The sequence below is a fragment of the Myxococcales bacterium genome, assembly GCA_016712525.1.
GTDB lineage: Bacteria > Myxococcota_A > Polyangia > Polyangiales > Polyangiaceae > JAAFHV01.
In genome coordinates, this window is the sequence record JADJQX010000006.1 from 446,358 (window position 1) to 463,268 (window position 16,911).

Below are 16,911 nucleotides of genomic sequence, written 5' to 3' on the forward strand. Positions count from 1 at the left end.
GCTCGTCTCGTCGGCGGCCCTCCGCCGAGCGCGAGCCCGTCGAAGTCTGGGACGTGGATCGCTGAGAGAGGGCGGGGTGCGTCGGAGCCTCGTCCGTCGAGCCCTCCAACGGTTCGCGGGCGATGGGCCGGTGTGCCGGTGTGTTGGCGAGGGAGTGAACGGAGGAAAGTGAGGTGAGGACCGATCGCGTCTCGCCTGGGCGCGCGCGAGGCCGCGCACGAGCCTCCTTGGGCCACATCGGAAGCCCTACGTCTCGTGTTGGGTCGTGTAGGCTTGGGTCGTGGACCGTGCGTCGCACTCGAAGGAGCTCCTCGACTCGCCGAAGGTTCCCTGCTTCGACGAGGCTCTTCCGCGCCGTGCCGTAGACGCCGGCGCGAGGTCTTGGCCGTCCCCGCCGTCGATCGTGCCGTGGGGCCTCGTCGTGGCCGCATCGCTCCTCGTCTCGGGCTGCATCGGCCTCCCCTTCGGCCTCCCACCCACGCAGGTCACGGTCGCGGGCGGGCCTTCGAAGGCCGCGGGCGAGGAGAGCTCGCCCACCCTCCAGGTGCGAGCCGCCGTGCACCCGCTCCAGTTCGCCCCCCAGTGGACGTCCCGCAGCGTCGACTTCGGTGCAGGGTACATGTTCGACTCGTCCCGCTCGTATACGCTCCACGGGGGCTACGCCGAAGGAGGCGCGGTGCTCTTCCGTCGCCAGGGCGACACGACGTTCTTCCGCCTGAGCGCGCGTGGGCAGGTGCGGCTCATCAAGGAGCCCACGCTCCCGCTCATGGGGAGAGGCGCTGCGGCGCTCCTCGTGCTCGAGGCCGGAGCCTTCCAAGATGGCCCGTTCAGCACCGTCGACCACCGGGGAGGCGCCATCGGGTACGCGTACGGTGAGTCGTCGATCGGGCTCTCGTCGGAGCTCTCCTACACCTCGGTCGACAGGCTCGAGGCGTGGGCGCTCACGTTCGGTGTGGTCGTCCGTATGCCGACGCTCCTCGGCTTTGCGTACGTGTGGGCGTGGGAGGCCCTTCGGAAGTAACGACTTCCCTCTGGGGCCGGAGCGACTACTTGGGAATCGAGCCGAGCTCGAAGACGTCCCACGCGGGGATGTGGTTGTTGCCGGCCGGATCCTGCGCCGTCACGTACACGGCCGGGTACTCGGCCGAGATCGTCTCGGTCGAGCCCGACACCTGCGTCACGATGGCCGAGATGTAGAGCTGAGGGCGCGTCCCGGTGGCCTCGCGCCGCGTGGACGAGAACACCATCCAATAGTATCGCTTGTCCCCCGCGACTCCCACTTTCGGGGCCCATCGAGGCCAGGAGTTCGTGAGCCCCGGGCTCTTCTTGCCGGAGCACGCGGGAGGGTCGTTCGCCCGGAGTCGAACCGCCGTGCCGCCCGTTCCCGGAACGACGGCCACCTCGGCCGAGGGCTGGTTGTACGAGCTCACTGGCGCCGAAGTGCGGTTGAAGGCGAGGAGCGTGTCGGCCGGCGAGTACGTGGGGTAGAACTCGCGCAGCGCCGGATCGCTCGCGCCGGGCAGGGGAGTGGCCGCGCCGCCTTGGCGGTTCGCATAGGGGACCGTGTAGATGTCGATCGTCGGGTCGGCGGGGGTCACGTCGGCGATGACGCCCTCTCCTCCGGCCGCCGACGACGTGTAGGCGATGGCGGTGCCGTCGTGGCGAAACGCAGGGGACGAGACGTTGCGGGGGTCGCCGGTCCGGGTGAAGCGGCCCCAGCCGTTCGCGTCGGCCGCGTGGAGGTCGGTCCACACGAGCTCGTTCGTGGCCCCGATGCGGAACACCGTGACGGCGACGGCGTCCGTCGGGGAGTAGTGGGCCGCCGAGAGCTGCGGGGCGTATTGGTTCGGGCGCGCGAGGAGCGCCATCGCGGCGGCGGACACGTCTCCCATGTCCGGCGGGGTGGGGCTCGCGACCTTGCGCACGTCGATCGCGCGCGCGCCACCTATGACGTCGCGCGTGTAGAAGATGAGCTTTCCGTCGATGGACGACGTGTGGCACGAGATGCACTCGGTCTGCGCGCCCGCCGACGTGCCCGCGGACTGCGGCGTGAGCACGGTCTTCGAGGCGGTGTCGCCGATGGTGAACCCCTTGAACGACGTGCCCGGGCTCGAGCTCCAATAAACGACCGAGCCGGGGGCGTCGACCGGGGCCACGTGCACGACGGTGCGCGACGCGGGGCTCGGCGCGCCGACGAGCTTTCCGTCTTTGAGCTCGGCCGTGCGCACCGAGACGATCATGTCTTTTCCGGCCGAATGGAACGCCGCTCCCGACCACACCGTGGCGGGGAGCGAGAAGCTGCGTCCCGGGACGTAGGCCAGATAGGGGTTTACTTGGTTATCGACCGTAATGCGGACTTCGGTCACGGTCTGGGGAGCCGGCGCGGCCCACTCGACGAAGAGCGGCGTCCAGTTCTTCGGGATCATCGCGTCGTCGGCGGGCTCGGTGATGCACGGGGCCGCCCCTGCGCCCGCCTCACCTACGGACGGCGCTCCGAACTGCTTGTCGATGTCCCCGGGGAGCGACGGATCGATGGAAGGCGCCGCCGGGAAATCGGTGAAGCTCGACCCTGCCTCGGGGAAGACGGGCGGCGTGCCTCCCTCGGTCGTCGCGGTGGGCGGAGGCGTGGCGTCGCCCGTCGGAAACGTGCCCGGATCGGGGGGCTCGTTGCTCCCGCAGTGCAGCGCGAGGGCCGCGGCGAGGACGATGGCTACGGCGGGGACGTGGGCTCGGACGCGCATGGGAGGCATCCTGCCTCACGCGGCGATCGGGCGCAACGCAAGGAATCCTGATGTTTCGCGGCGGACCTAAGGAGAACGGACGGTTCCTGACGCGCAACCGGGACGCGTCTCGCGCGCGACGAAGCCGACGAGGCGCAGCGTCGATCAGAGCGCGAGGCTCGCCGAGAGGACCACGCCGACGGTGAGGGGGGCGTCGGGGAGCATGGCGTCGCGGTGCGGGTCGAGCGCGAGGTCGAGCGCGAGGTCGAGGGCGCCGCGTGCGCTCCACACGAGCTCGGGCATGTCGAGCACGATGCGCTCGCGGGTCGGCATCACCGGCGTCGCGCGCTCCTTGGGATCGTCCTGGGCCTCGTGGAGGTTCGTGGGGGCACCGACTCCGATCTCGGTCGCGACGTGCTCGTCGGGCTCGTCGAACGACGGCAGGCCCGAGCTCGGGTCGACGGGGAACCCGTGTGCCGTCGGCGTCGGTGTCCGCTCGTCGATGAGCTGTGGAGCCTTCGGGCGCCCGTGGAGAGCGCCCGCGGAGCGCTGGTCCGGATGAGGCATGCCCCTCGTGCCTCGCAATCGGCGTGCCGTCGCGACACGGGCGCGACGGGGCCAAAACGGGCCAACGAGCTGCCGAATGGGCACGATTTCACGATCCACCGCGAGGCCGCGCTCCCTCGTGTGACGCGTCGCTCCCTCACTCGGCCTGGGATGGCGCGCGAAGCGCTGGCCAGGGGGCGTGCGAAAACGGCATACTTGGCCCATGGGCAACGGGGGAGGGGGCGGGCCTCGGGGGCGTGATCGGATCGCCGAGCTCCCGCAGCTCTACACGACCGGGAGCGAAGAGCGCGCGAGCGCGGAGCTCCCGAGCTCGGGTCGGCAGCCCGTGCATGATGCACCTACCACCGCCGTCGACGCGCGCTACACCGTCGGCGAGATGATCGGCGAGGGGGGTATGGGCAAGGTCTACGCCTCTCACGACGGCGTCGTCGGCCGAGATATCGCCATCAAGTACCTGGCGAAACACGCCAGTTGGGCGAAAGACAGGTTCTTCCGCGAGGCGCGTGTGCAAGGGCAGCTCGAGCACCCCTCGGTCGTGCCGGTCTACGACCTCGGCGTCTCCGAGCAGGGCGACGCGTTCTTCACGATGAAGCGCATCGTCGGCAAGACGCTCGACGAGATCCTCGACGGCATTCGCGCCGGAGACGCGGAGGTGAGGGCCAAGTTCACGCGGCGACGTATGCTCTCGGCGCTCGCGCAGGTGAGCCTCGCGCTCGCGTTCGCGCACTCCCGGGGCGTCGTCCATAGGGACATCAAGCCCGGCAACATCATGTTCGGCGACTACGGCGAGGTCTACCTGCTCGACTGGGGGATCTCCAAGGTCGAGGCGCGCCGTGCCAGCGAAGGGGAGACCGCGCCGACGCCGAGCATCCGGGACACCCCCGCCATCGAAGAGACCATGCAGGGCGCCGTGCTCGGCTCGCCCGGCTACATGGCGCCCGAGCAAGCTCGCGGCCTCGCGAACGCCGCCGATCCGCGCACCGACATCTACTCTCTCGGGCTCGTGCTCTACGAGGTGCTCACCTTGCGCCGCGCGCACGACGGTGACTCGCGCAACGAGCTGTTCCAGTCGACGCTCGCGATGGACGGCGCCTCGCCCGCCGCGCTCGTGTCGGACGTGCCGAAGGGGCTCGACGCGCTCTGCCGCTGGGCGACGCGGCTCGACCCGGAGGAGCGCCTCAGCGACGCCCGAAGGTTCCACGACGTCATCGAGGGGCACCTCGACGAAGAACGTGAGATCGAGCAACGCTCGACCTTGGCCGACAAACACGCCGACGCCGCGGCCGCAATTCGGAAACGGATCGCCAAGGCTGCCCCCGAGAAGGCCGAGCGCCTGCGCGCCGACGCCATGCGTGAGCTCGGCGCCGCCCTCGTGCTCTCGCCCATGCACGAGGCCGCTCAGGCCGCGCTCTTCGAGATGCTCGTCGAAGATCCCGACACCATCCCCCGGTCGGCCGAGCGGGAGCTCGAGAAACGAAGACGAGAGACGGTCCGGGTCGTCTTCGGGCGCATGAAAATGGCCTATCTGCCGTGGTTCGGGATCGTGCCGATGGCCTACGCGATGGGGGTCCGTCACCCCGTCTACCTGCTGGTGGTCACGGCGACCGCGGGCGCGCTCGTGGGCCTGCTCGCGAAGCTCTCCAGCGAGCCGCGCCCCAAGATCGAACATGCCTATCTGGCGTATGGGCTGAACTTCGTGCTCGTCGCGATGCTCGGGGGCTTCTTCGGCCCGTTGATGGTGGTGCCCCAGTCGGCCTTGGCCGTCGCCATCAACGCCGTGTTCACCCTGCGCCTCGGGTCTCGGGGGCGCCTCGTCGTCTCGGCGGCGGCGCTGGCGACCGTGCTTGTCCCGCTCGCGCTGGGGCTCATGGGGCTCGTGCCTTCGGCGTATGCGGTGACCGGAGGGGAGCTCGTCGTGAGGTCGGGTGCCGTGACGTTCACTCCGGTGCTCACGTCGGTCTTGCTCGTGGTGATGAGCCTCGTCCCCCTCCAGAGCCCGACTCGGGTCCTCGGCAGCGCGCTCGAGGCCGTGGGGGACGCGGAGCGAAAGAGCGTGGCGCGCGCCCATCGCCTGCGCAGCTATTTGCCACTCCTCGACGAAGCGCGCGAGAGCACCACGAGCCGCAAGAGCCGAGTGACCGTCCCCCCTCGCGCGAGCCGGGTCTCGAAGGCCGTCGAGACGAAGCGAGGCGACGACGACTGAGAGCGTGAGGGTGGGTCACTCGGGCACGGGAGGCCGCATCTCGAACGCGATGCCCCTCAGTTCCGCGCCTTGTCGAGCTCCTCGCGAATGCTCGCGGGGACGTTCTCGGAGAGGGCCTGATCGAGCTGGCGGTAACGCTTGTCGAGCGCCTCGCCGCGCACCGTGAACGACATGAGGCGTCTCCCGGTCGGATCGTCGATGGCTACCGCGACGTCTGCGTAGTCGGTCCCCGCCAAGACCCCGGTGAGCACGTTGGCGATCGTGCTGCCGCGATGGAGCTCGACGATCTTCGCGTGGACGGTCAGACCCCCTTTCTCGAGCACGTAGCCTCCGCGCCTGAGCTCCTTCGTGAGCCCCGCCTCGAGCGCCGCGGCCTCACCGCGCTCGTTGTTCGACGACGTGTCGACCACCAGCATGACCTTGTTCGACGCGGGGAGGGGTCGCGCGACGGTCACGTCCATCACGGTCACCGGTGTGGTGCTGCACGCGGCTGTCGTCGACGCCGTGGCGAGCCCGATGGCGGAGAGAAGGAAGACGCGGGCGAAGGATCGGGAGATGACGCTCATGCCGAACGACTCAGCAACGCACATGCCACGCGCTCGTGGCGCGAGGTGTCCGCGCGTGCTTGCGCGGCTCTGCGCGGCCTCGTGCGTGGGCCTCGGCTGCCATGTTGGCCGACCGGCAACGCCGAAAACCATCGAAGATACGAGACCGTAGCAGGGGGTTCACGGGGCCTCTTTCGTGGGCGGTTCACGACATGCCGTTTTGGCGGGTGTGCGCGTGCCGTCTTGGATCGACGGCGCGTGTGCCGTGGTCGCGTTCCGGCCTTGCTTGGTGGTCGTGACGAGGCGTGCCATGGTCATGGCGTGCGATCCGTCCGCGCTCGGTTCGTCTCGTTCTTCGTGGTGATCGGGCTCGTCTCGCTCGCGAGCTGCCGTCCGAGCGCGAGCATGGTCGCGTCGACCGAGACGAGCCACTTCGCGACGCCACCCGTGGTGGTTCGGCGTGGCGGCGCGCTCTCGCTCGCGTTCACGCAGGGGAGCTACCCGTTCTACTTCCTCGTCGCGTGCGCCCCGCTCTCGGGGCGGCTCGTGTGCTCGGTGCGTGGGTCGGCGAGCTCGGGCAACCTCACGGGATCGCGTGTCGAGCGGCCGATCGACGCGCCCGGGGCCCTCGAGGCGCTCGAGCGTGGTGGCGCGGCCTTTTGGGAGCCCGACGGGCGAATGACGCCGCTCCGTGTGGTCGTCGGGGGCCCGCCTCCCGGCTGACGCGCCCACACCCTGGCGGGGGGGCGCGGATGGCCAGTGACACCCGGGGCCAGCTGTACTAGTAGCGGGTGCGATGGCGAAAGGCAGCTCGGAGACTGTGCTCGGCCGGAGCGTCCGCATTCGCGGTCGCATCTCGGGCGACGGGGACTTGGTGGTGCAAGGCACGCTCGAGGGGGACGTGGTCCTCCGCGGCAGCTTCACGCTCGACGAGGGCGCCGAGGCGCAGTCGACCATCACCGCGAACGACGTCACCGTGGCCGGAGCGCTCGAGGGCGGCATCCAGGCCGAGGGCGACGTCACCGTCACGGCGACGGGCAAATTCCGCGGCGACGTGCGCGCCGCCCAGGTCACGATCGAAGACGGCGCGGCGTTCGCCGGCCGCCTCGACGCCGACTTCGACCTCCCCCCCGAGCTCAACGAGAGCCCGAAGCGTCGCTGAGCGCGACTTCGAGACACGAGAGGACCATCGAGCAATGGCAAGCACGGTCATCGGCGCAGGCATCACGATCGAGGGCGAGGTCACGAGCGACGACGACGTCGTCGTGCAGGGAACCTTGCGCGGAAAGCTCCACGCCAAAGAAGGCGTCACGGTCGACGCTGGCGCCATCGTCGAAGCCGACGTGTCGGCGGGCCCCATTCGCGTGTCCGGCCAGGTCACCGGCAACCTCACCTCCAACGACCGGGTCGATCTCGCCAACGGCGCGCGCGTCGTCGGGAACGTGAAGGCCGCCCGCATCACCATCGCCGACGGAGCCCAGTTCAAGGGCAACGTCGACATGGACGTGTGACCAACGCGCGGAAACGCTGCGAAACCGTTAGATTTTTCGCGGTGGGCCCGTAACGCCGGCTCGCCGCACCGAACGAGAAACGACATGGCCAACGAAACCACCATCGCCGCCGGAACGGTCGTCCGGGGCTCCATCGAAGGCACCGGCAACCTCGTCGTGGCGGGCCACGTCGAGGGCGACGTTCAGCTCTCCGGCGAGGTCACCGTCGAGTCGACCGGGCTCGTGGGAGCCAACGTGCGCGCGGCGCGCATCGTGGTGCGTGGCGCCGTCCGTGGCGACCTCTCGGCCGACGAGGCCGTGGTGCTCGAAGAGGGCGCCCGCGTGGTGGGTGACGTTCGCGCGGCGCGCATCGCCGTCGGGCGCGGAGCCCTCGTTCGCGGCTACGTCGAGACCAAGAGCGAGGCCGGCAAGGCCCCCGTCGCCCGCGCGGCCGAGCGCGCCGTGGCCCGCCCCGCCCCCGCCCCGGCCCGCGTCGAACGTCCGGCTCCTCCTCCGCCTCCCGCGCGCGTCGAGCGTCCCGCGCCGCCGCCCCCCAAGAAGGTCGAGGCCCCCGCGCCCGTCTCTCCGCGCCCGAGCATGCTCGTCGGCCTGAAGCGCGAGCCGCCGCCCCCGGTGGTGCCTGCCCTCAAGAAGGGCGCGAAGGCCGTGAAGAAGAAGTCGATCTGAGCGAGAGCGGCCGGGAGCCGATCCCCGTTCGGAGCCCGTCGGTCTTGGTGCGCAAGGGACCTCCGTCGGTTCGCGCCCCGGTGGCCCCCGTCGTCATCCCCGCCCCTCGCGTTCGCACCCCGGCGGCTCCGGTCGCCACGCCCACGCTGCCCGTCTGCATCCCCGAACCGTCGGTTGCGATGGGCTAGGGCCTCGGTACGAACGGGTGCACCTCGGTACGGGCACCGCCCCGGCCGGTACGCTTGCCTCGGGGCCTCCGTTCGGATGCCCGGCTCGCCCGTTTGTTCGCCCCCAGGTCTCGTACGGACCCGATCGCGTCCCGTGAGGGCGCAGGCGCCTCCCGTACGGACCCAACGCCCCCGTACGGACGGGATGGGGCCTCCGTACGGACGGGGTGGAGCCTTCGTACGAATGGGGTGGAGCCTCCGTACGAAGGGGGAGGGGCCTCCGTACGGACGGGGAGGGGCCTCCGTACGGATGGGGAGGGGCCTCCGTACGGATGGGGAGGGACGGACGTTTTGTTCGCCAAATCAACGGGTTGGCCGTGTCGCCGTGGTGCGCGGCCCGAGCGTGGGCGCCGTGGCCGAAGCACGAGGCGCGTGCGCGCCGTGACGGGGCCCCTGGTTCGCCGCGGGGCCTCGCGTCTCCCCTCATCCCCCACGGAGGGTGCGGGCCCTCTCGAAGAGCTTCGCGGCGCGGCCCGTGTCGCCGCGGGCCTCTTCGATCCGACCGAGCTCGTCGAGCAACGCCGCCGCGTTCGTCGCCTTCGGGCCGAGCAGGTCGACGAGCGCTTCGGCGGTGAAGCGGTCGGTGTCCTTTCGACGGAGCGAGAACGCGTGCGACCACGCCTCGTCCACGGCGCGTTCGGCCTCCTCGAGGCGCCCCTCGGAGCGGAGCCCCGCCGCCTTCGCGACGGCCTCCGCGATCTGACGGATCATGCGTTCGAGGTAGTCGCGCGATTGCATGGGAAAGCAGCCTGTTTGCTTGGGGACCGAGGTCCGGTGTCGTCCGCGCCCGACTTGCCGAGCGCGATCCGAGCTGCCGGCGGAGCCTACTTCTGTACTTCTGTAGGTGAGCAGGCACCCCAGGCTCGCAACGAAGGCGGCGGGATGCGGTGGCGACGGGCCGAAGGGAGTAACTCGACGGGCTGCGAAAGATAGTCACGCCCGCGCGGGTCGGCAAGGCGACGCGCGACATGTTACCGAATTTCGATCGTGAGCGGGACCGGCTCGACCGTGCGGAGGTTCGCTCCCACGATGGCTCTCGGCGCTACGATCCGTGAACAAACCTCACCTGCCTTCCCACTCGGGTTCTGCTCCCGAACATAGTAGTCGCCTGATGGAGCGGGAAGGACCTCGACCTCGGTGACTCGAGTGTAGCTAAGTCGCCACGGGTCGGCGGCGTCCGCAGCCGGACGCGCCAGGACCTTCTTCGGTAGCGGAGCGCAGCTAGAAGTCGAATAGAACGCCACCAAGACCGTGCTCGGACTGCAGGACGCATCCCTCCAAACGAACCTTGTCGCCTCTGACAGTGGAACGCAGAGTGCGTAGTCTCGGAACGTCTCGATACGGCAATCCATGCCTTGGGCTTCGTCCCAATAGCGCTCAACGCCGAGCTCGTGCCCAGCTTCGTCGACTGCGAGGACGGGATGCAGTCGCCCGGTGGATGCCCCCACCACCCTTCGAAACGTCGCCGCGCGGAACGAAGCGCGCGCAGTCATCAGCTGTTCGCCAGTTCGTTCGTTCCGGCGCACGCAGCTCATTCGATCGCGTTCGCCATACGTCTCTGCTCCGGAAAGGAGCATGGTGCCGTCGTGCGAGAAGATTGTCTGAGTACACTGGTCGACCGAAGCCGCAACATTGGCCGCTCTCGTGGCCGGAGGGGCATCGGCGCATTCCGGTCGTGTCGATACACCCACAACCCTTTCACACGACGTGTCGAGGGCAGGCGAGGGGGCTACAACACGGCATTCGTCGCTGTCGTCATCCCACGTGCGCCCACCAAGCTTGCAGCTCGTCTGCGCCAAGGTGTCGTAGACGCCACGTGCTGCGCTCGTGATTCGAAGCCCGTCCTCGGAGACGACCTTCCAGGGCCGAAGGCGTCCGGCGCCCGATGCTGGCGAAAGGTGAAGCCGTGGAACCGGAATCTGTGCGGAGTATCCAGGTAGACCCTCAGATGAACCGCCGGGAACAAGTTCGCATCGCCCGTCTGGTGCGTGTCGATAAATCGACGGAAAACCGGGGCCGATCCTACTCGTGTAGTAGCTAACGCGATAGTCGCACCCCGACGGGACAATAAATGCCCCCCATCCTCGCGCGGCGGGTACCGAGCACCTCGTGTCGGCAAAGGATGGTAGTACATTTTGTTGCGTGTCTAGACAGTAGGGGCCACCGGCTTCGCCCGCGAGCGCCCCTTGAAGGTGGCACGGTCGACGTCGTTTGATGTCCCATAGTGCCGTCGTCCACGGGAAGCTCGCCCCATCGGCGGTGTGCAACAAGATCCGCTTGAGGCGTGTCCCGCTCCGATCTCCGTCCGCGCTATCCTCGAGAGCAACGATGGGACTCTCCTCACTGTTCTGTATCGCGCGGCCGCACGCGGATGTTAGGAAGATCCAGGGGAGAGCCCCCAATAGTGTAAGATTACCGGTTCGCATTTCTATTCCTCGACAACGAGCAGCCTCATGAGTAGGGCCGGCGCTTGGGAGGAAAAGTCCCGGCTGCATCCGCCGTCACTGGAGGAGCTTGGTAGGCAGTAGGCAAGCTGGCCCGCCTCGGCCTTGATTGTCCTCGGATCCGGCATCAGAGAGCATTCGTTTCCCCATATGCCAGCGTGGGCGAGTCTTGTGTCGTCGTCCGCGACGAACCATGTGGTTCGACGGTCGGTGGTTTCTGTGGATATGCGGACCGTCGCTGATGGGTACGGGCCGCGAAGTTCAATCCTTCGGGGAGAAGGGTCGGTAGTCTGTGTATGGGGAAAGGGTATTGGGATGGTCGGCGCATATATGGTCTGAGCTTCACACGGCTCGCCTCGCGGCGCCATCACGATGACCCGGCTATCGGCGGGAGGATGATGGAACGGTGACGGTGGGCATGTTGATGCGTCCTCCCAGTCGTCGACGCTAACAGGTAATCCGTCGCCGCTACGCTGCGGTGTGCGTTGCCCGGAGTATCGGCACGCGCCACCGGCGAGGGTACACTGCTCCCCGGTAAGCGTGTCGAAGGCGATAGGGGCTCCGCCAAGAACACGAAGGCCATCGCTCGACTCGGCAATGATTGGCCGCAGACGCCCCGAGCCTTCTCCCAGTCGAAATGTGAACGTGGGGCGTTCTCCGGTGGGGAGGCGAACGTAGGTCTGTCCCTCGACGACCTCGCAGTGGCCGCCAACCTTGGCATACCGATAGGGTACGTCGAACACTTCGGCTGACGGTGAAGTCTCGAAATAGGTTGAGGTGCACGTTCTTGCGAGTCGCGCCACTCGAGCCGAAGTGGCGATGCCGACCTTTGTGCACTCTCGGTCGATGTAGCGTGCGTCCTCGACAGGCTCTTCTTCTCCGATGCACACCTCGCGGGTTGAGTTCAGTGAACATGTCTTTTGTGTGGCTGCGTCCCAGAATATGCCGGGAGCGAGCATCCGTGAACCACCCGCTCCGACGAGCCACATTCTCTTAAAGCGGGTCCCGTTCTGTTCGTGGACGTCGGAGTTCTCAGTGTCGCTTCCTTGGCATGCGCACGGGAAAGAGCAGAAGAACGCGAGAAACATGCCGACGGCAACCGACGCTCGATGGTGCATGGTAGCTCCGAGGGGAGCCCCTCCGTGACGAGGGGCTCCCTTCGACATGGGTCAGGGCTTCGACGTGTCTTGCAGGAGGGCCGGGGTGATCGGCGCGCCGTCGAGGGCCTTCATGAAGGCGACGAGGTCGGCGACGTCCGTGCCCGCGACGGTGAACGGCTTCATGAGCGGGTCCTTGGTGATGCCCGCGTCGCCCGGATCTCCGCCGCCCGCGGCGTAGAAGGTGACCACCTCTTCGAGCGTGGTCATGTGGCCCGTGTGCATGTACGGGCCCGACTTGGCGATGTTGCGGAGCGTCGGCGTACGGAACTGGCCGCGCTGCGACGGATCCTGCGCGAGCCCGGTGAGCTTGCCCGTGTTGGTGTTGTCGCTGTAGGCGCTGTTCGTGTTGTAGCGGCTGCCCAGCACCCCGGGCACGTCCTGGAAGCGCCCGAGGTCGGCCGCCGCGGCGTTCGGCCCTGCCTGAGGCACGGCGAGGGCGTGGAACTTGCCGTCGCTGAAGGTGGGGCCCGAGTGGCAGGTCACGCAGGCGCCTTTGCCCACGAAGATCTTGGCGCCACGTTTGGCCTCGGCCGAAAGCGCGGCCTTGTCGCCCGCGATGTACTTGTCGAACGCCGAATTGCCGCTGACGAGCTTGCGCTGGTAGGCGGCGATGGCCTTGCCATAGTTGACCACGATGCGGCGGACGATGTCCTGATCGGCGGCCGTCATCGTGCTGAACGTCGCGTCCCCGTCACGCCCGACGGCGGGGAACCGTCCGCTCGTGGAGGCGGGGTCGAGGTCCGGGTCGAGCTTCACCGGGAAGATGGCGTCGTACTCGGTCCTGTACTTCACGTACATCATGTGGGCGATCTCGAGGAACGAGCTCGCCATGTTGCGCGGGTTCTCGGCCACCGTGGGCGCGAGCGACCACTGCGAGTCGAAGCGGCCGCCCCAGTTCGTCCAGGGCTGGTACGCCGAGTTGACGATCGCGAGCGCGTTGCGCGTGCCTCGGTCGATGCCGATCGACAGGTTCGCCGGCTTCGAGCGGTTGTCTTCCATGGCGAGGCCGCCGTGGCAGCTCGCGCACGAGACCTTGCCGCGCTCTCCCACGGCCCCGAGGCCGCCGTTCGTGCCGTCGCTCCCGATCACGATGGGGCCCGAGTAGCTCTTCTCGAAGAAGAGCATCTGGCCGAGCTCGGCGGCCTTCGCGTTGTCGGCGTACGCGTTGGTCGGGTCGGGGGGCAGGGCCGGCAAGGGCGAGAGCGCCGAGAGGGCAGCGAGCTCGGCGGCCGTGAAATCCGGAGGCGGCGCGGCGTCGGCCGCGTCGGGCGCGACGCTCGTGTCGGGCACGTTCGCGTCGGGGACCGGCGTGACGGACGTGTCGGCGCCCGCGTCGGGCGTGCCACCGACAGGGTCGTCGGAGCAGGCGGCGGCCGCGGCGACCGCGAGGAGGACACTGGACATTCCCAAAGACCAACGAAGCTTCATGCAGTACCGTCTTTCCCCTCGAGTGGCAAATAGCGGAGCGTGGCAGGGTGCGGAGCGCCCGGGCCATGTGAGCGAAACGCTCCCCAAGCGCACGGTTTCCGAAATGGCCATGGCGCGCCATAGTCAGTTTCTTGAGGCTCGACCGCGCCGTGGTCCGTGCGCCGCCCACGCACGCCTCATCGCGGTCCTACGGCACGATTTGCCGCGCGTCTGCCGGTGGTCGATCGAGTTACCGGCGCGCCGCGCCGTCGTCGTCATTTTCTTGGTCGAGTCGCCTCGTGGGCGTCGAGGGTCGCCTTGAGCAGGCCGAGGTCGCTCGTCTCCGTGAGCCCGAGCTTCGCCAGGGCCGCGTGCAGGTGGGCTGCGACCGTCCCCGTGGCGATGCCGAGCTCGTACGCGACGGATTTGTCCGCGTGCCCCACGGCGACGAGCGCGACGACCTGCCTCTCTCGCGGGGTGAGCACGCGCGGACCTCGGGCCTCGGGGGAGTTCCGTTTGGCGACGAAGAGGCGCTTCCCGTCGGTGTCGAACCGGTCGACCACGGAGTACTCGCCCGAGAAGAGGCACTGCCAAAGGTCGAGGGCTTCGTCCTCGCCCGTGTGGTGAAGGCGCGCCTTGTCGACGTCGCGCGCGGCGTGGCGCAGGCGGTCGAAGTCGTCACGCGTCCCGAGCGTCGAGTGAAGGACGCGACCGGAGGTGTCGAGGATCGCGTCGGCCGAGGCGATCGGGCTTGGCCCGGACGCTCTCTGCATGCGGAGCCCCGACGAGAGGTGAGCTGCCACCTTGGCCCATCGCGCGCGTCGCGCCGGGCGAGTCCTCACGGTGTAGGGCAACGGGTGGACGAAGGCCACGCCCCGGTGGGTCGCGTCCATCGCGATCAGGTTCAGGGAGTCGGAGTCGCCCGTCCGCTCGCGGAACGACCCTCGTACGCGCTCGAGCTCCTCGAAGACCTGGCCCATGAGCTCTCGGGTGCCCGAGAGGTACGAGCCGCGAGAGTACACGTGCGAGATCGCGGCGGCTTGTTCCGTTGAAATCCCCTGTCCGCCGTGTTGCTCGCGTGTGTACACGAGGAGGTCCTCGCTGGCCCCTCCCACACGGGTCCACGCGCTGGTCGTCGGCATTCCGTCAGGTTGCCAGTCGACGAAATAGGCGACGCCGCCCGCGGGGGCCTCGAGCGCGTCGGCGACGGCCTCGGCGACGGAGGTGAGCCACGCGTCGGGCGAGGCCGCGGTGCGGTAGGCCGCGTCGATCACGCGGAGGGTGGGGCGCATCGCCTCAGGGCTCCCCGAGCGCGGCGCGGAGGAGCCCAAGGTCGGTAGTGGACGAGAGGCCGAGCTTCTTCAGCCCCGCGTGGAGGTGTCCGGCTACGGTGCCCTCGGCGATGCCGAGCTCGTACGCGGCGGACTTGTCGGAGTGCCCGACCGAGACGAGGGCGAGGACCTGCCGCTCACGCTCCGAGAGGGCACGCGGGCCGCGCGCGACGGGCGCGTTCTTCTTCGCGATGAAGAGGCGTTTTCCGTCCGTGTCGAAGCGATCGACGACCGAGTATTCCCCGGAGAAGAGGCACTTCCAGAGGTCGAGGGCCTCGTCTTCCGGGGTGGACCGGAGTCGCGCCCGGTCGACGTCGCGCGCCGCTCGCCGCAAGGCTTCGAGTGAAGCTTCGGTGCCGCGCGAGGCGTCGAGCACGTGGCCGTCGGTCGACAGGATGGCGTCGGCACCTTCGAGATGTGCGTGGTCCGACGCTCCACGATGCATGCGCAATCCAGCCGTGATGTGCGCCGCGACGCGTGACCAAAGGACCCGAGTACGCGCGTGAGTGTGCACGCGGTCGCGTGTCGGGTGGAGGAAGTTCACTCCGTCGTGAGTGGCGTCCATACAGAGGAGGTTGAGGGAGTCGAAATGTCCTGTTCGTTCGCTCGCCTTTCCGTGGAAGCTCTCGAATTCCGTCGTCAGGTCTCCCATGAGCTCGCGAGTCCCGCTCAGGACCGAGCCGCGCGCGTAGACCCGGCACGCTTCGGTCGCGAGCTCCTCTGGGACAGGGATCTCGTGCTGCTCTTTGGCGAAGAGCAGGTCGGCCTCTTTCGCGCCGGCGATGCGTGTCCATTCATGAGTCTCCGGCAGCCCTCGTGGCCGCCATCGCACGAAGTAGGCGATTCCCCCGGCTTCGGCGTCGAGGGCCCAAGCGACGGTCTCACCGACCTCCTTGAGCCACGCCTCGTCGGAGGGAGCGGGCGCGTAGGCTGCCGCGATGACCCGCAGCGGCTTGCTCATCACGATCCTGGCTCCTCAGGGGTCGCCGCGCCGAGGGCGTGGCGAACGGCCGCGAGGTCTCCCGAGCGCTTCACCCCGAGCTTGCGTAGCGCCGTGTGGATGGCGGCGGCCACGGTCCCCTCTCCGATGCCGAGCTCGTAGGCGATCCACTTGTCGGAGTGCCCGAGCGCGAGCAAGCTCACGACCTGGCGCTCGCGCGTGGAGAGGGCCCGCACGGCCCGCGCGGCAGGCGCGTTCTTTCGCGCGACGAAGTAACGTTTTCCGTCGGTGTCGAAGGTGTCGACGACGGAGTACTCGCCCGCGACGAGGCACTCCCACATCCCGAGCGCGGCGTCGACGTCGCGTCGGCCTTCGCGTGTGCGCGCCCGATCGGCCCGGATCGCGGCCTCGCGGAGGCGCCCGGCCGACGCTGCGGCCTCGTCTCCCTTGGCGTGACAGACGCGGCCGTGCGCGTCGAGCAGCGCGTCGGCGCTCCCGAGGTCCCCCGAGGTGGCGATCCGCTGGAGCCTCAACCCGGCCGAGACATGCGACGCGATGCGCTCCCACGTCCGCCGCCTCCGGTCCGTCGTGCGCACCGTCGTGGGGCTCGGCAGCGCCAACGCGACGCCTCGGCCCTCGGCGTCGAAGCACTGCACGGCGAGGCAGTCGGTCGCGCCCGTTCGCTCGTGGCCTTGGGGGTTCACCGCGTCGAAGACAGGGCCCATGAGCTCCCTCGCGCCCGCGACGACCCTCCCGTGCCCATACGCGGCTCCGTACACGAGGGCGCCGAGCGGGGGTGGGAGGTCACGCCCGTGAAGCGTCCTCACGTACTCGACCACGCGGGGCTCGCAGCTCCCCACGGAGACGAAGGTCGAACAGCGCGGCTTCGCGTCGACGCCCGGGAGGAAATCGATGAACCACGCCGCGGCGCCGAGCTCGCCGTCGAGGTTCTCGGCGATGGCCTGTGCCACCCGCCCGAGCCACGCCTCTTCGTTCGGAGCCCTCGCGTACGCCGCCTCGACGACACTCAGAGAATCGGCCCGTCCCACGCACAAACGATACCTTATGTGGGCGCGCCAGGCATGCACCGCGTATCGTCAGTTCCTTGGGGCGAAGCAGGCTTGGCTTGCCTCGAGCGTATCTTTCGAACGAAGAATGCCTCGAGGCATCCTTCGTTCGAAGGGTGGCCG

The 16,911-nt window shown here is 68.9% G+C and carries 14 protein-coding genes; 6 read left to right on the forward strand and 8 right to left on the reverse strand.

The window, feature by feature from the left end; translation table 11 throughout:
• Window positions 1–280 precede the first annotated feature (280 nt).
• The gene (locus IPK71_13800; GenBank protein ID MBK8214808.1) at window positions 281–1,021 is read left to right on the forward strand and encodes a hypothetical protein; all 741 of its coding nucleotides are present in this window, start codon (window positions 281–283) and stop codon (window positions 1,019–1,021) included.
• A 25-nt stretch (window positions 1,022–1,046) separates the two neighbouring features.
• Here IPK71_13800 and IPK71_13805 read toward each other — a convergent pair whose 3' ends face one another.
• Together IPK71_13805 and IPK71_13810 are read right to left on the reverse strand one after the other, a co-directional pair.
• The gene (locus IPK71_13805) at window positions 1,047–2,741 is read right to left on the reverse strand and encodes a hypothetical protein (protein ID MBK8214809.1); all 1,695 of its coding nucleotides are present in this window, start codon (window positions 2,739–2,741) and stop codon (window positions 1,047–1,049) included.
• A gap of 144 nt (window positions 2,742–2,885) precedes the next feature.
• Entirely contained in the window at window positions 2,886–3,287 is a 402-nt protein-coding gene (locus tag IPK71_13810; GenBank protein MBK8214810.1) for a hypothetical protein, read from the reverse strand.
• A gap of 202 nt (window positions 3,288–3,489) precedes the next feature.
• Here IPK71_13810 and IPK71_13815 point away from each other — a divergent pair, with 202 nt between their 5' ends.
• Entirely contained in the window at window positions 3,490–5,490 is a 2,001-nt protein-coding gene (locus IPK71_13815) for a protein kinase (GenBank protein MBK8214811.1), read from the forward strand.
• Between the two features lie 56 nt (window positions 5,491–5,546).
• Here IPK71_13815 and IPK71_13820 read toward each other — a convergent pair whose 3' ends face one another.
• Complete coding sequence (locus tag IPK71_13820) at window positions 5,547–6,056, reverse strand: hypothetical protein (GenBank protein ID MBK8214812.1); 510 nt, start codon at window positions 6,054–6,056, stop codon at window positions 5,547–5,549.
• A 300-nt stretch (window positions 6,057–6,356) separates the two neighbouring features.
• On the opposite strand from IPK71_13820, the gene IPK71_13825 reads away from it, so the two are divergent.
• The 4 genes from IPK71_13825 (at window position 6,357) to IPK71_13840 (ending at window position 8,212) form a co-directional block, all read left to right on the forward strand.
• Window positions 6,357–6,758: a hypothetical protein gene (locus tag IPK71_13825; GenBank protein MBK8214813.1), complete on the forward strand. Its 402-nt coding sequence runs from the start codon at window positions 6,357–6,359 to the stop codon at window positions 6,756–6,758.
• Window positions 6,759–6,831: 73 nt separating this feature from the next.
• Entirely contained in the window at window positions 6,832–7,197 is a 366-nt protein-coding gene (locus tag IPK71_13830) for a polymer-forming cytoskeletal protein (GenBank protein ID MBK8214814.1), read from the forward strand.
• A 34-nt stretch (window positions 7,198–7,231) separates the two neighbouring features.
• Window positions 7,232–7,546 (forward strand): polymer-forming cytoskeletal protein, encoded by a 315-nt coding sequence (locus IPK71_13835; protein ID MBK8214815.1) that lies wholly within the window; start codon window positions 7,232–7,234, stop codon window positions 7,544–7,546.
• Between the two features lie 84 nt (window positions 7,547–7,630).
• The gene (locus IPK71_13840) at window positions 7,631–8,212 is read left to right on the forward strand and encodes a polymer-forming cytoskeletal protein (protein MBK8214816.1); all 582 of its coding nucleotides are present in this window, start codon (window positions 7,631–7,633) and stop codon (window positions 8,210–8,212) included.
• Between the two features lie 650 nt (window positions 8,213–8,862).
• On the opposite strand, the gene IPK71_13845 is transcribed toward IPK71_13840, so the two are convergent.
• The 5 genes from IPK71_13845 to IPK71_13865 form a co-directional block, all read right to left on the reverse strand.
• Window positions 8,863–9,177, reverse strand: coding sequence for a hypothetical protein (locus tag IPK71_13845; GenBank protein ID MBK8214817.1), 315 nt, complete (start codon window positions 9,175–9,177; stop codon window positions 8,863–8,865).
• Window positions 9,178–12,052: 2,875 nt separating this feature from the next.
• Window positions 12,053–13,447, reverse strand: a complete 1,395-nt coding sequence (locus IPK71_13850) for a hypothetical protein (protein MBK8214818.1) — start codon at window positions 13,445–13,447, stop codon at window positions 12,053–12,055.
• A gap of 278 nt (window positions 13,448–13,725) precedes the next feature.
• Complete coding sequence (locus tag IPK71_13855; GenBank protein ID MBK8214819.1) at window positions 13,726–14,742, reverse strand: response regulator transcription factor; 1,017 nt, start codon at window positions 14,740–14,742, stop codon at window positions 13,726–13,728.
• Window positions 14,743–14,746: 4 nt separating this feature from the next.
• Window positions 14,747–15,742, reverse strand: coding sequence for a helix-turn-helix transcriptional regulator (locus tag IPK71_13860; protein MBK8214820.1), 996 nt, complete (start codon window positions 15,740–15,742; stop codon window positions 14,747–14,749).
• Window positions 15,742–16,770, reverse strand: coding sequence for a hypothetical protein (locus IPK71_13865; protein MBK8214821.1), 1,029 nt, complete (start codon window positions 16,768–16,770; stop codon window positions 15,742–15,744). Before IPK71_13865 ends, IPK71_13860 begins: the two co-directional genes overlap by 1 nt.
• Window positions 16,771–16,911 lie beyond the last annotated feature (141 nt).